Genomic DNA, 15,018 nt, shown 5'->3' with positions numbered 1-15,018 from the left:
ATAAAAAATAATACAAGTCAAGAATTTATTATTCCCTAACGCGCAAAAATATAGGAAAACGTGGTAAAGAATTTTTTGTCAATCCATTAAATTTATAAGTGATGATAGAACCTATTTTTGGAGGATTTTCTCTATCGCTATCTTTAAGCCCTGAACCAATTTTAATAATTTTTGTATTAGGCAGCTCACACAATAAAGCTCCAATTTTATTCTCATATTTACCTTTTCCTTTTGTATAACCCACAACTTTACATTCATCATCAAAAAAAGGTTTTAATTTTAAAGAAAAATTTGATCTTTTATTCTCATAAGACATAGAATTTTTTCTTACTATAACTCCTTCGCCACCATTTTTTATAATATTTTCATAAAAATTATTCAAATGTTTTTTATCTTTAATAAAAATTTGAGGAATAATTTTTATATAAGGATTAGGATATTTTTTTAAATACTCTTGCAAAACTTCTAAACGATTTAATAAAGTACATTCTTTAAGCTTAAATTCTTCACAAGCGTTTGGAACATCAAAAACATTGTAAGTTACTTTTTCCCAAAGTGTATTATTGATTTCATTTTTTCTTATAAGGGCTGAAATTTGATCAAAACTTGCTCTTTGTATCCATAATTCCCCATCAAGAGCAAAATTTGGAAAATTTTGAGTAAAAAACAAAGGGACAAAGATAGGATAGTTTTTACGCGTTTTAAACACTCTGCCATCCCAAATTCCTCTTACTCCATCAAGTTTTTCACTCATTACATAAGTTTTTATATCTTCTTTATCAAAAAATTTTTCATCATAGGTATCAAATAATAAAACCACCTTCGAAAAAGAAATACAAAAGATTAATAATACAATATTTCTCATCTATAGCAAATTTATGATATAACCTGTAGAATCTTTTTGAATTTTATAACTGTATTTTCCATCTAAATAAATCACCAAACGATAATATCCTTTATGAGATCCAAAATCTATTCTTTTAAATAAAGAGTCTTTAAGCCTAATATTTTTGGTTGGCTGAATATTATCTGATTTAAAATCTAAAACAATCTTGCTAGGATTTCCTATTGAAAAATCAGATAATATTTCATCGCTTGTGCTAAATTTGATCTTATTTTTATAAGTTGTATAAGCTATGAAATCATATATTTTATCTGTTTGTATAGGAAGTTCTATACTAACAGAAGTATTTAAATCTGATTTAGAATTATTTTTCTCGGGTATAGTCACAGAAACATCTAAAATTTTAGAAGGATCAGGGGCTTTTACTCTTGTTAAGACATAACGATCATGCCAATCTATGCTTTTATTGATATCAAGATTTAAATCACTCTCACTTCCATCAAGATTAATATAATGAAAAGTGACACCTTTAAGAATTCTTGCACTTGAATTAAATTTAACTTCTTCTTTTTGAAAAGATTCTGGGATTATGATATTATCACTTAAATTTTGTTCTATATCAAAAGGATTTTTAGCGTTTGCAAAAGCATATAAAAACAATAAAATATACAATAATTTAATTTTCATTTGGATACAAACCTTTCAACTCAAAGTATTCTTTTTGTGCTTTGGCATTTTGCTCTTTTAATAAAAGAATTTTTTTATTTAAATTCTCTTTTGTTGCTTCTAAAGAAAGCATAGTATCTAAAGAATATTGACCAAAAAGCATATTACCAAAATAAATAGCCCCAATAATCACAAAAATTGCCCATAAAAGCATTTTAAAAATATTAAAATAAAGACTTTTTTTCTTGGTACTTTCGTCATATTCTTTTAATAAATCACTCAGAGTCTTTCTCCCAAATATTCATCATTTTGAAGTTCAATTTCTAATAAACGATTGTATTTAGCAGTTCTTTCTCCTCTTGCTAAAGCTCCTGTCTTAATCTGACCCGTATTTAAAGCTACAGCAAAATCAGCTATAAAAGTATCTTCGCTTTCTCCTGATCTATGAGACATAATGCATTTATAATTGTTTCTATGCGCTAAACGCACTGTTCTCATAGTTTCTGTAATAGTTCCTATTTGATTTGGCTTTATAAGAACAGCATTTGCCATTTTTTTAAGAATACCCTCTCTTAAAATATTTTCATTGGTTACAAATAAATCATCGCCCACAAGCTGAATTTTATCTCCTAATTTCTGAGTAAGTTTTACCCAACCTTCAAAATCATTTTCAGCTAAACCATCTTCTATACTACAAATTGGATATTTTGAACAAAGCTCTATATATTTTTCAATTAAATCATCGCTTGAGAAAGTTTTTCCTTCTAAATGATAGCTTCCATCCTTATAAAACTCGCTACTTGCAACATCAAGAGCTAATTTTATATTTTTTTCATAACCTGTTTTTTTAATACAAGTCATTAAAAGATTTAAAGCTTCTTCATTATTAGCCAAATTAGGAGCAAATCCCCCTTCATCTCCTAATGCTGTAGAATGTCCTAAAGAGGCCAATTCTTTCTTAAGAGATGCATAAATTTCGCAAACAGAACGCAAAGCTTCTTTAAAACTTGTAAAACCAAAAGGCATAATCATAAATTCTTGAAAATCAATATTATTATTCGCATGAGCTCCGCCATTGATAATATTGCACATTGGGACAGGTAAAATGCTTGCATTTACACCGCCTAAATATCTATATAAAGGTATATTTAAAGAATTAGCCGCTGCACGTGCTAAAGCCATAGAAACGCCTAAAGTTGCATTAGCTCCTAAATTTGCATAATTATTTGTGCCATCAAGCTCTTTTAAAGTTTCATCTAATTGAACTTGATCATAAGCATCAAGTCCTATAATATTTTCGGCTATAAGTTCATTAACATTGGAAATAGCCTTTAATACTCCTTTTCCATTAAATCTTTCATCATTATCTCTAAGCTCTAAAGCTTCTTTTGAACCAGTACTTGCACCACTTGGAACTATAGCTGAACCTACACTACCATCATTTAATACTATCTCTGTTTTTATTGTAGGATTTGCCCTACTATCTAAAACCTCAAACGCCCTTACATCTTCTATTATCAACATTTTATTCCTCCTCCTCATCTTGTGAAGAACTTATCATCCCCTCAATACCGATAGAATTTTGTATTTCTTTAGTAATCTCTTCTGCAACTTGTGGATTTTCTTTTAAGAAAGCTTTTGAATTCTCTCTACCCTGCCCTAATTTTTTATCTTTATAAGAAAACCACGCTCCACTTTTATCTACTATATCTAGCTTAACACCATAATCTATAAGTTCACCTTCGCGACTTAAACCTTCTCCAAACATTACATCAAATTCGGCCTGTCTAAAAGGTGGAGCAACTTTGTTTTTAACCACTTTAACCTTAACACGATTTCCAATTACTTCTTCACTTTGTTTTAAACTAGCGACTTTTCTTACATCTAAACGCACAGAGGCATAAAATTTTAAAGCATTTCCACCAGTAGTTGTTTCAGGCGTTCCATAACCCATAGCACCTATTTTCATACGAATTTGGTTAATAAAAATAACCGTAGTATTCATTTTATGTACTATCCCTGTAAGTTTTCTTAAAGCCTGAGACATCAACCTTGCTTGAAGCCCTACATGCTGATCGCCCATGTCTCCTTCTATTTCAGCCTTTGGAGTAAGAGCTGCCACACTATCAACTACAATTAAATCAATAGCTCCACTTCTAGCTATAGTTTCTACAATCTCTAAAGCCTGCTCCCCAAAATCAGGTTGAGAAATATAAAGATCGTCTGTATTTACCCCTAAATTTTTAGCATATTTCACATCTAAAGCATGCTCTGCATCAATAAATGCACAAACACCCCCTGCTTTTTGACACTCTGCAATGATATGTAAAGTAAGCGTTGTCTTACCTGAGCTTTCAGGTCCATAAATTTCAATGATTCTCCCCTTTGGAATTCCTCCTATTCCCAAGGCTAAATCAAGTCCTACCGAACCAGTGCTAATACTATCAATTTGCTCAACTTCTTTATCGCCAAGTCTTAAAATAGTTCCTTTTCCAAAAGCTTTATCAAGACTTTTTAAAGCAGCATCTAAGGATTTTCTTTTATTATCATCCATTATTTTCCCTTAAAAAAATTTAATTTGAATTTTAACAAAATAAAGCTAAATAATGCATTACTTAAAAATTATTTTATTAAAAACTATAAGTTTTTATTTTTATTGAAAGATTACAAAAATTAAAGTTTTTATGAATTTTTAAATGAAATTTTATAAAATATTTTATTTAAGAAAAATCAAGGATTAACTCACCAATGAAAAAAACAATCACAATAGCTCATTCTCCTGATGCTGATGATATTTTTATGTATATGGCGATTAAATTTGGCTGGATTGGCAATGAATTTGATTATAAAAATAAAGCTTTAGATATACAAAGTCTAAACGAATTTGCTCTTCAAAACTACTATGATGTTAGTGCTATTTCTTTTGCTCTTTATCCCTTAATCGCTAAAGAATACGCACTTTTACGCACGGCTATGAGCTTTGGCGAGGGTTATGGACCAAAACTCATTAAGAAAAAAGAAACGAAACTAAAAAGAAATTTTAAAGTAGCACTAAGTGGAGCAAATACTACAAATGCTTTAATTTTTCGCATAAAATATCCAGAAGCTAGAATTATTTATAAAAATTTCTTAGAAATTGAAAAAGCAGTATTAGAAGGTGAGGTCGATGCTGGAGTTTTAATCCATGAAAGCATTTTAGAATTTGATACAAAACTTTGTGTAGAAGTAGAACTTTGGGATATTTGGCTAGAATTCGCAAAAGAAAATCTGCCCTTACCTTTAGGCGGAATGGCCTTACGTCGCTCTTTGCCTATCACAGACGCAATCAAAATAGAAAAAGATCTCATAAATGCTGTTAAAATAGCTCATCTAAATTCTAAAATTTTAATCCCTATGCTAATGGAAAGAAAATTTATACGTGTAGATGAATTAAAACTTAAAACTTATTTATCTTTATATGCTAATCAAAATTCTATTTATTTAAACGAAATTCAAACCAAAGCCCTTGATACACTTTTTAAACTAGGATATGAACATAAGTTTTATGATAAAATAATCCACACAAATGATTATCTTATTCCTAGCGAATATGAAAATGCTAGATATTCTTAAAGGAAAATTATGGATGAAAGCACTCTTGTAGCCCTTGGGGTTGCTACTTTTAAAGTTACACTGTTAATCTCTTTACCTATGCTTCTTGCAGGACTTATAGCAGGACTTATTATAAGTATTTTTCAAGCTACAACACAGATAAATGAAATGACACTTTCTTTTGTTCCAAAAATTATTTTAGTTGTAATTGTAATCATCTTTTTGATGCCTTGGATGACAACAACAATGATAGAATTTACCGAAAATATTTTAAATCAAATTCCAACTTTTATTAAATGATCATAGATTTTAAAAAATATTCTTCTGTGCGTATAGGTGATAAATTTGAAGTTCAAGTTTTAAATAAAATAGAAGAATTTGATGGCTTTTTAATAGGTGGAGCAAATAATTTACTAATTAGCCCAAAACCTAAAAAAATGGGGATTTTAGGAGATGTTTTTGATTTTATAGAAATACTTGATAAAAATAAAGACTTTCTCATCTTACGCATAGGTTGCAAAACAAAAGCGAGTAAAATTTATCGCTTTGCTAAAGAAAATAATCTTTTAGGCTTTGAGTTTTTACAAAAAATCCCAGGCACACTTGGGGGACTTTTAAAAATGAATGCAGGGCTTAAAGAAGAATGCATCAGTCAAAATTTGATCAAAATCGCCACTGCCAAAGGCGAAATTATGCGTGAAAATATAAATTTTGCTTACCGCTTTTGTCCTTTGCAAACGCCTTTTTTTTGGGCTGAATTTAAACTTTTCTTTGGCTTTGATAAAACAAAAGACGAGTTTTTAAAAAATGCCAGAAACAACCAACCAAGCGGTGCAAGCTTTGGATCTATCTTTAAAAATCCAAAAGATAATTTCGCAGGAGCCTTAATCGAAGCTGTAGGACTTAAAGGTTTTAGCAAAAATGATGCTATGTTAAGTGATAAACACGCCAATTTTTTAATCAATAAAAAAAACGCCAGCTTTGATGATGCATTTTTTCTTATAGAACTTGCTAAGAAAAGAGTTTTTGAAAAATTTGGAATTTTATTAGAAGAAGAAGTCATTATACTTTAATTTGCTTATTTTAAAGGATTTTTATGAAATTTATCAATTTAAATCAAAAAGATTTTTTTAATCCTTATTATTTTAAAAAACAAATCACACAAAATGAATTTGATAATTTTAAAAAGTTTTTAAATATCTACTTAGCTGATCTTGAAAATTCTAAAAACCAAAATGAAGATTATCTAGTGGCTAATGCTCTTGCACCTTTTTTAAAAGCTTTAAATTTTAATACCGCTATAAAACATAAACAAAAAGGAAAAAGTGAGATTGATCTAAGTCTTATCAATAAAGAAGAGCTAGAAGTTATTATAGAAGCTAAAAAACAAGGCTCTAAAGAATTTATCACGCCAAATTCTTTAAATTCAAAGGCACTTTGCGAAAGCATACTTTACTATCTTAGAGAAAGAGAACATAATTTTAATCTAAAATTTATCATCATCACTAATTTTTATGAATTTTATATTTTTAAGGCAAGAGTTTTTGAAGAATTATTTTTCAATGATACAAATTTCAAAAAACTTCTTAATGCTTTTAATGATAACAACTCTCTTATCAACAACACAGAAAAATTTTACAAAGAATGCTCTAAGCTTATAGAAAATAAAAAGCAAAATTTAGAAGGCTTTTTTATAGATTTAAAGATCTTTAATGACAAAGAAAAGCAAAATTTTAAAAATTTAAAAACTATTTTTAAAATTTTTAATAAAGATTTTTTACACAATGAATTTAATCCCAACGATGCAAATTCCTTAAATAACGCCTTTTACAAAGAGCTTTTATACATCTTAGGGCTTTATGAGAGCAAACAAAACTCAAAACTCATCATCACAAAAAGCCAAGAGAGCAAAGAAGAGCAAGGCACTTTTTATACTGCTATAAATTCTAAGCTTGAAAAAGAAGATTTTGAAACCATTTTAAAACTTTTAATCTTATGGCTAAATCGCATTTTATTTTTAAAACTTATAGAGTCAAATTTGGTGCGTTTTAATGATGATAAAAATTTGAAATTTTTAAATTTTAAAAAAATCCCTGATTTTGACAAACTTAGCGAACTTTTCTTTGAGATTTTGGCTAAAGAAAAAAGCAAAAGAAAGAAAAGTGTATTTGCTTATCTGCCTTATCTAAATTCTTCTTTATTTGAAAAACAAAGCATAGAAAATACGCTTGAAATTTCAAGCCTAAGCAATGATTTAAAACTTTATTACTATAAAAACACTATATTAAAAGATGACAAATGCAAGGCTAAAAAAGGACAAGTGGGGCTTTTAGAATATTTGTTTGAATTTTTAGATAGCTTTGATTTTGGTAGCGATGATGAACAAAGCGAAATTCTAAGGCAAAAAGAACTCATAAGCTCAAGTGTTTTAGGAAATGTTTTTGAAAAACTAAACGGCTATAAAGAAGGAAGTTTTTATACGCCAAGCTTTATCACTTCTTATATGTGCAAAGAAAGTATCACAAAAATCGTGCTTGATAAATTTAATGCTAAATTTGATCTTGATGCTAAGGATATAAGCGAACTAAAAAAGTCTTTAAAAAAAGAAGATAAAAAGATACAAAAAGAGCTTTTAAACTCCATAAAAATTTGCGATCCTGCCGTAGGAAGTGGGCATTTTCTAGTTTCTGCTTTAAATTGTTTGCTTAGCATTTATGATGAGTTAAATCTTTTTGATGAAGAATTTTACCTAGAAGTGCAAAACGATGAAATTCTCATCACAGATAGAAAAGGCGAGTTTATAGAGTATAAACGTCCAAGCACACCTAAAGATAAAGTCCATCTTATCCAACAAGAACTTTTTCATACTAAAAAAGACATCATAGAAAATAATCTTTTTGGGGTTGATATCAACCCAAACTCTTGCGAGATCACGAAGCTAAGGCTTTGGATAGAGCTTTTAAAACACAGCTTTTACCAAAACTTTGATGATGAAACTTATCACGATCTTAAAACCCTACCAAATATCGATATAAACATAAAATGCGGGAATTCTTTGGTATCTTACTTTGAAATTGATAAAAGCCTAAGTCATTATCCAAACATCAAAGAACGTATGAGTAAATACAAACGCATAGTAAAAGACTATAAAGAGGGATTTTACACGGATAAAAATCTCATTGCCAAAGAAATAAAAAATCTCCAAGAAAGCTTTAAAAATTTTTGCTTGAAAGATAAATTTAACAAAGAGATCAAACAGCTCACAAATGGGGCAAACGAGTATTCTAAAAAATACGGCGATTTTTTGGCCGATGAACATCACGATGAAAAATTTAAAAGCTTTTTTTCTAAAAATATGTTTGAATTCAGTTTTGATGAAAAAGTAGCAAGAAAAGAATTTAAAAAGCTTTTAGAGCTTTATGAGCGTATTTTCGAACTAGAAAAATCACATCCTTTTGAATGGCGTTTTGAATTCCCTGAAATTTTAGACGATGATGGAAATTTCAAAGGCTTTAATCTAATCATTGGCAATCCGCCTTATATAAGACAAGAAGAGCTTAAAGACCTAAAACCTCATCTAGCTAAAAACTATAAAGTTTATAAAGGCACGAGTGATATTTATACTTATTTTTATGAATTAGGATTTAACGCTTTGATAAACGGGGGCGGGGGTATTGAATTTCATAACCTCTAACAAATACACGCGTGCAGGATATGGGGAAGCTTTGCGTGAATTTTTGCTTAAAAATGTAAAGATTTTAGAATATACCGATCTAAATGGTGTAAAAGTTTTTGATAGTGCTACCGTGGATACTTCTATACTTTGTTTTGAAAAATCAAAAAGCAAAGATAATAAATTCAAATACCTTTCTTTAAACAATGAAATTTTAAAAGCTTGTGCTTATGACATTGGTTTATACAAGGACTTTAAAGAGCTTTCGCAAAATTCTTTAAGTAAAGAAAGCTTTACTTTTAATGATGAGAACGCAAATGCTTTAAAAACTAAAATAGAACATATAGGAACCCCGCTTAAAGACTGGTATGGACTTAATATAAACTATGGGATAAAAACGGGCTTAAATGAAGCCTTTATCATCACCACTGAAAAAAGAAACGAAATTTTAGCAAATTGTAAAGATGAAGCTGAAAAAGAACGCACCGCTAAACTCATACGCAAAATGCTACGCGGACGCGATATAAAAAGATATAGCTATGAATGGGCTGGGCTTTGGATAATAGTCTTTGAATTTGGAAGTTATAAAATTTTAGAAAAAGATTATCCAGCCATATATAATCATTTAAAACAATACAAGAAAAAACTTCAAGCTAGAGGACAATGCACCAATAAACCTGTGACAGAGAAAAGCCGTATTTGGGGCAACATCATTGGCTTGAGCTAGATAATAATCCAAACAAAGATTATTTATTACAATTTGAAAAAGAAAAGATAGTATATCCTGAAACAACTCAAGGAGCATATTTTGTCTATGATAATAAAGGAATTTTTTTAGAAAAAACAGCTTTTTTTATAGTCTGTGAAAATTTAAAATATTTACTAGGATTATTATCATCAAATTTAATTACATATTATTATAAGAATTTTTCTCAAGGTTGTAAATTAGGGACAAAAGGTTATCAATATAACAAACACGCTCTAGAAAAATTACCTATACCAAAAATAAATTCCAAAAATGAAAAATTAGCTGATGAGCTTGTAAATTTAGTAGATGAAATTTTAAAAGCCAAAGAACAAGACAAAAACGCAAACACTCAAGAACTAGAAAATAAAATTGATTTTTTAGTCTATAAACTCTACAATCTCACCGATGATGAGATAAAAATCATAGAAGGCAAGTAATGGAAAAAGTCAATATTGAATTATTAAAAATAAGATTGCGTATAGAAAAAGATGAAAAGCGCCGTAAAGAAATAGAAGATATTTTAGAAAAAGATGATGAAGAGTTAGCAGATTTATATATGAAAAAACATTACAAAACAATAAAAGAGAAACAAGAAATAATAGCTAATGCTTTAAAAATAAAAGTAGATGATGTTATTTATGATAAGTCTGAAAAATTTATATCAGGAAATAGAAATAAATTTGAAATTCATCATAAAGCAATAGGGTATTTTGATTTTTATTCTTTAAATGAGTATGAAATAGATTTTTATAGTTGCGATATAAACCTTGTTATTTCAAAAGGGTCTTCAATATATGCTGAAAATATAAATTTCAAAAGTTTGTATTTTATAAATTGTAAAATAAATATTAATGTTATTGATGATTTTTGTTGTGAAAATATACATTTTTTAAATTGTAATATTTGTGCTTTAAATTTCAACAAAGTTATTATAAAAGGAAATATGAAATTTTCAAATTCTATTTTTATAAATAAATCTATTTTTAATAGTTGTATTTTTCAAGATAATATTTATTTTAATAATTCTCACTTTAAAGATTACACCGATTTTCACGAGTGCAAATTTGAAAAAATTGCTTGTTTTTACGGGGCAACGTTTGAAAAAACTCCAAATTTTAGTGCTTGTTATTTTAAAGAACCAAAAGCCATAAATTTAATCAATATTGATATAGATAAACTTGATTTTAAATCAGTGGAGCAATATATAAAAGATAATTATCAAGATGAAAGTTACAAAAACGAAATTAAAAACATAAGCAGTCTAAAAAAAGATAAAATTGACAATAAACATCAATTAAGATATGCCAAAAATTTAAAAGATTCTTTTAGAACTATAAAAGATATTTTGATAACACAAAATAGTATTTTAGAAGCTCAGGAATGGCACAAGCTAGAGCTTTACGCAAAAGAGAAAGAGTTAGAACTTGAGGTAGAAAGTTGTTATAAGGAGAAGAAGAAACCGTTTATTGCTGCTAAATCAGAAGATAAAAATTCTATTAATCTTACTTTTAATGTATTGTTATTATGGATTTACAGGGTTACAAGTCTTCATCACACAAATTTGCCTAGAATTATTAATTTTACTAGTTTAAATATTGTTGTGTTTGGAGGTTTGATTTACTTGATTACTTACTTAAGTTATCTCATTGATAAACAAAGCAATTTTTGGTTTTTTGGAGTGGCGTTTCTTTCTATTTCGGTTTGGGTAATTGTACATCTAACAGTATTTAAAAAACAAAAGATAAAAAATATAAGATTAATCTCATTTACTTTTTTATTATTTTTAATAACTATGATTTTAATAGAATCCGCAACCTTATTAATGCCATTTAATAATGTTATCTTTGCATTATTTTTATATTGTATATTTATAATTATCTCATTTTATTTTTATTCTTATATAAATACAAAACCTTTAATATTTTATTCTTTAAATTATATTGTTTATTTACTTTTAATTATAGCTATTGTTGTAAAACCTCAACTTATCAATCCTTTTGTGGGAATTTTTTCATCAGATAAACTTTATGAAAGTAAATTTGAAAAAAGGTTAAATGACTTAAATACAAGTGCTATTATAAACCTTGCAAAACTATCTCAAAAAGATTTTAATTTCACTAAAGAATATATAAATATTTCTTTTACAGAATTAAATTCAGCTAAGGCTTTGATAGTAGCAAATAAAGAAAAATTAAAAGAAATTTTATCTAAAGTGTATGATGATAAATATGAAAGTGGTTATAAAAAGGTCTTAAATGAACTAGAAAATAACACATCAAATGTAAAAAATATCATAGAAAAAATAGACAATAAAAATAACAATAGCGTTGTATCTGCTCAACTTAACCAATTTTTAAAATTAAATTTTACTCAAGAAGTAGATTTTTTACATGGAATAAAAAGAAATTTTTCTATATCTGAAAAACTATCACCTGAGCAAATGGCTCTTTTTGATCAAAAAGACAGTCAAGATAAATTAAAAAATATTTTATCTCTTTTAAATTTCAAAGTAAGCTTTGAAGAAATTTTAAAAATTATAAAACAAGATGAAAATATGCAAGGTGTTATAAAATCCACTAGTATTTTATATAGCATTATTCTTTTGCTTTGTATATTTTCACTCCAAAAAACCGCACGAAAAAATTCTATAGTGCCAAGCTAAGCTTTTAAGGCTTAGCTAAGCTTTATAATTAGTCTTTTAAGTAGTATTCTATAGTAGAAACCACTCTTATGGTTTTGATATAAGGGGTGTTTTTGTCTCTATTACTGATACTAAATTGCCCTTGAGAAGCCTTTTTTATCTTACCAAGATGGCTATTTGAGTCTTGTGCGAATTTTATCGCTGCATTTCTGGCATTGAGCGTTGCTTCTTCTATCATTTGTGGTTTTATCTCATTTAATTTTGTATAAAGATATTCTATTTCATAATTTTCTATTTTTATCACTATACCTTCTTTGCCAAGCGTTGAAATTTTTTCTAGTATGCTTTTTCCAAGTTTAACATTTTTAGTATAGATGAGTAAATTTCCCGTGCCCACATACCTAAAGCTTACTATATTATCATTTCTATAAGGATCGCTTAATTTATCTATGATATTTGGGGCATTATAGCTTATCTCATCAGCCCTTACACCTTGAGCTTGCAAAAATCTAAGTATATTTTGCTTATCTTTTTCCAAATCTTCGTATAAATTTGTAAGATTATTATTTGATCTTGTAAATTTTATAGGAAAGATAAGTGTATCCGCTTCTACATCTTTTTGACTTAGACCCTTTACGCTTACACTTCTTTCAAGCGTTTTAAAGTCATTTAAAGCCTTATTAAAACCAAAGGCCAAAATCAAACTTGCCAAAACTATGGCCAAAGATATAAAAAAAGTATTTAATTTCATTTTTATCCTTTAAGTCTGTATTTGCAATAATTATAAAATCTATAAATATATATTTTAAAACTTTTATTTCGCTTAAAAATTATAGAGTATTTGGAAGTTAAAATATTTTTAAAAATTTAAAATTCCAAAGATTTTAAATTTTTAAAAAATAGCTAAAGATAAAAATTCAATTCTTAAAACAAAATTTAGAAACTAGAAAACAAAACGTGGCCGGGAGAAAGGGATTCGAACCCCTGGAGGTGTGACCCTCAACGGTTTTCAAGACCGCCGCTTTCGACCACTCAGCCATCTCCCGAAAAAAATGTAAAGAAAACTATCGCTGGAGGCGACATCCGGATTCGAACCGGAGATCAAGGCTTTGCAGGCCCATGCCTTACCGCTTGGCTATGTCGCCTTGAATATGGTGCCCGAGGCCGGACTTGAACCGGCACGGAAGAAAAATTCCGAGGGATTTTAAGTCCCTTGTGTCTACCAATTCCACCACCCGGGCGGGTGATAATGGAGCGGGAAACGAGAATCGAACTCGCGACACCAACCTTGGCAAGGTTGTGCTCTACCCCTGAGCTATTCCCGCAAAGAAAACTTTTATAAACAACAAGTAAGTAAAGATGAAATCTTAACAAATTAAACTTAAAATATTGTTAAGATTTATTTTTATTTATTTGCAAATGTAACTTACGATAGCCTCTAATTTTTGATCCCCTTCTGTTACAAGAGGTAAAGAAAGTTCTACTCCGTCCATTTTAGCATTTGAATTTAAAACCCTTGGCATTGTTGCACCATATTGTCTTTGAGTGATATTTAAAGATCTTAAAGTACAGGTTCTATTTAAATCGCTAGAATATTTTTTTTCATATTCTAATGATTTTGTTAAAAGTTTATCATAAAGCTTTTCTTTACTTTCTTTTAAAAGCTCATCAGAAAATCTAGCCTCTAAAGAAGGTATTGAAACACTTATAAACTCACTTTTTGCAACAATGGCGTTTAAATCATTAATAAAAGCATTAAATGCATTTAATTCTTCTGGTTTTATATTGCAATTTAAATAAGCATTTAGCCTTTGTCCTTTTGGAATTTGAACCCCATCTTTATAAGAAAAATTTGGCTCTAAACTATACGAACCGCCTGTGCAAAATTTATCTTGTTTAGCTCTTTGTAAAATTTGATTAAAAGTATTAGAAATTTGACTTTTTTCTTCTTGGGTTAAAGAAATTTTTGTGCTTAAAAGCTCATTTGCCCAAAAATTGATATGTGCACTAAATACATCAGGTTTTATTTTTGAACTTTCTTCAATGTTTCTTGAAAAACTTAAATACCTATTTGAGTTTAAACTGCTATTTGTATCTTTTTTCTTATTTAAAAACTCAACGTTAAAAATAACCCCTAAAACAAAAAGCAACAAGCATAAAAAACCTACACCTAAACCTTTAAAAAAAGTTAACATCTTATTTCCTTTATTAAAAATTTAAGCTAATTTTAGCAAAGAAATATAAAAATCAATATCTCTTTATCCTTGTTTTAAAAATCCTATAATGCAATTGCATTTTTTGCATCTAAATTTAGCATTACTATCTTGAATTTTTTTATGAATTCCAAAAGGCACATCGTGAATTTTTCCTAGACATTGACAAGTATAAAAATAAATTGCCAACTCGTCATTTTCTTCTTCTTTAACTTCTTCAAAACTTATATCAGTTCCATCCTCAGAACTCAAAGCTCCTATTCTCCATTTTTCTACTTTCATATCCTCATAAAGTATATGCTCTAAAAGCCATTTTTTTACCATAAGATAGAGTTTCTCTTTTAAATCATTTGTAGTTTTTATATTTTGAATAAGTTCTATCATAGATTGAGTAATTTCTTTATGGATCTTACAATGCTCTTCAAAATAAGGGTATTTGATAGTTAGCATATATTTTTCTTCATCATTAAAATGATATCTCATATAATTAAAAAATTCTGTCAGTAAAATTTTAATTTTATCTTTATATACAGGCTTATCAAGTATATATTCAACTTTTGCAGCAAGTTCAAATAATTTTTTATGTTGTTGATCTATTTTGTTATTATGAACGCTATAACTCTTATCCCATTTTGGTAACAA

12 protein-coding genes, 4 tRNA genes and 1 pseudogene are annotated in these 15,018 nt (G+C 28.3%); 5 read left to right on the top strand and 12 right to left on the bottom strand.

Going from position 1 to position 15,018, the window contains the following annotated elements; all coding sequences use genetic code 11:
* Window positions 1-28: 28 nt before the first annotated feature.
* The 5 genes from CNZW441b_RS00460 to recA all read right to left on the bottom strand — a co-directional run bounded on the left by CNZW441b_RS00460 (window position 29) and on the right by recA (window position 4,064).
* On the bottom strand, window positions 29-865 hold the full coding sequence (locus CNZW441b_RS00460; RefSeq protein ID WP_216681408.1) for a DNA ligase: 837 nt from the start codon (window positions 863-865) through the stop codon (window positions 29-31).
* Window positions 866-1,531, bottom strand: coding sequence for an AMIN domain-containing protein (locus CNZW441b_RS00455; RefSeq protein ID WP_131164011.1), 666 nt, complete (start codon window positions 1,529-1,531; stop codon window positions 866-868).
* Window positions 1,521-1,724 (bottom strand): hypothetical protein, encoded by a 204-nt coding sequence (locus tag CNZW441b_RS00450; RefSeq protein WP_131164010.1) that lies wholly within the window; start codon window positions 1,722-1,724, stop codon window positions 1,521-1,523. Before CNZW441b_RS00450 ends, CNZW441b_RS00455 begins: the two co-directional genes overlap by 11 nt.
* Before the next feature lie 65 nt (window positions 1,725-1,789).
* On the bottom strand, window positions 1,790-3,034 hold the full coding sequence (gene eno / locus CNZW441b_RS00445) for a phosphopyruvate hydratase (RefSeq protein ID WP_131164009.1): 1,245 nt from the start codon (window positions 3,032-3,034) through the stop codon (window positions 1,790-1,792).
* A 1-nt stretch (window position 3,035) separates the two neighbouring features.
* On the bottom strand, window positions 3,036-4,064 hold the full coding sequence (gene recA, locus CNZW441b_RS00440; RefSeq protein WP_131164008.1) for a recombinase RecA: 1,029 nt from the start codon (window positions 4,062-4,064) through the stop codon (window positions 3,036-3,038).
* Between the two features lie 194 nt (window positions 4,065-4,258).
* Between recA and CNZW441b_RS00435 the strand changes: the two genes are divergently transcribed.
* The 5 genes and pseudogenes from CNZW441b_RS00435 (at window position 4,259) to CNZW441b_RS00415 (ending at window position 12,184) form a co-directional block, all read left to right on the top strand.
* Window positions 4,259-5,122 carry a menaquinone biosynthesis family protein gene (locus CNZW441b_RS00435; RefSeq protein ID WP_131164007.1) on the top strand — a complete coding sequence of 288 codons (864 nt, stop codon included), beginning with the start codon at window positions 4,259-4,261 and terminating at the stop codon, window positions 5,120-5,122.
* 9 nt (window positions 5,123-5,131) lie between these two features.
* Entirely contained in the window at window positions 5,132-5,401 is a 270-nt protein-coding gene (gene fliQ, locus CNZW441b_RS00430) for a flagellar biosynthesis protein FliQ (protein ID WP_131164006.1), read from the top strand.
* Window positions 5,398-6,174: a UDP-N-acetylmuramate dehydrogenase gene (locus CNZW441b_RS00425; protein ID WP_131164005.1), complete on the top strand. Its 777-nt coding sequence runs from the start codon at window positions 5,398-5,400 to the stop codon at window positions 6,172-6,174. The genes fliQ and CNZW441b_RS00425 overlap by 4 nt, the downstream gene beginning before the upstream one ends.
* A gap of 23 nt (window positions 6,175-6,197) precedes the next feature.
* Window positions 6,198-9,959 (top strand): annotated as a pseudogene (locus tag CNZW441b_RS00420) (class I SAM-dependent DNA methyltransferase).
* Window positions 9,959-12,184, top strand: coding sequence for a pentapeptide repeat-containing protein (locus CNZW441b_RS00415; protein WP_131164004.1), 2,226 nt, complete (start codon window positions 9,959-9,961; stop codon window positions 12,182-12,184). The pseudogene CNZW441b_RS00420 and the gene CNZW441b_RS00415 overlap by 1 nt, the downstream one beginning before the upstream one ends.
* Window positions 12,185-12,212: 28 nt before the next feature.
* Here the strand turns inward: CNZW441b_RS00415 and CNZW441b_RS00410 are convergent, their stop codons facing one another.
* The 7 genes from CNZW441b_RS00410 to CNZW441b_RS00380 all read right to left on the bottom strand — a co-directional run bounded on the left by CNZW441b_RS00410 (window position 12,213) and on the right by CNZW441b_RS00380 (window position 15,018).
* Complete coding sequence (locus CNZW441b_RS00410) at window positions 12,213-12,914, bottom strand: SIMPL domain-containing protein (protein ID WP_131164003.1); 702 nt, start codon at window positions 12,912-12,914, stop codon at window positions 12,213-12,215.
* Between the two features lie 207 nt (window positions 12,915-13,121).
* Window positions 13,122-13,209, bottom strand: a tRNA-Ser gene (locus tag CNZW441b_RS00405).
* Window positions 13,210-13,234: 25 nt separating this feature from the next.
* A tRNA-Cys gene (locus CNZW441b_RS00400) sits at window positions 13,235-13,308 on the bottom strand.
* 7 nt (window positions 13,309-13,315) lie between these two features.
* A tRNA-Leu gene (locus CNZW441b_RS00395) sits at window positions 13,316-13,404 on the bottom strand.
* A 9-nt stretch (window positions 13,405-13,413) separates the two neighbouring features.
* Window positions 13,414-13,488 (bottom strand) — tRNA-Gly (locus CNZW441b_RS00390).
* Between the two features lie 84 nt (window positions 13,489-13,572).
* A complete protein-coding gene (locus tag CNZW441b_RS00385; RefSeq protein WP_216681407.1) occupies window positions 13,573-14,358 on the bottom strand; it encodes a hypothetical protein in 786 nt (261 codons plus the stop codon).
* Between the two features lie 63 nt (window positions 14,359-14,421).
* Entirely contained in the window at window positions 14,422-15,018 is a 597-nt protein-coding gene (locus tag CNZW441b_RS00380) for a bacteriohemerythrin (RefSeq protein ID WP_131164001.1), read from the bottom strand.

The sequence above is a fragment of the Campylobacter novaezeelandiae genome (assembly GCF_018968685.1).
Taxonomy (GTDB): domain Bacteria; phylum Campylobacterota; class Campylobacteria; order Campylobacterales; family Campylobacteraceae; genus Campylobacter_D; species Campylobacter_D novaezeelandiae.
Note: the sequence above shows the minus strand (reverse complement) of the source record. Positions and strands in the feature narration are given on the sequence as shown.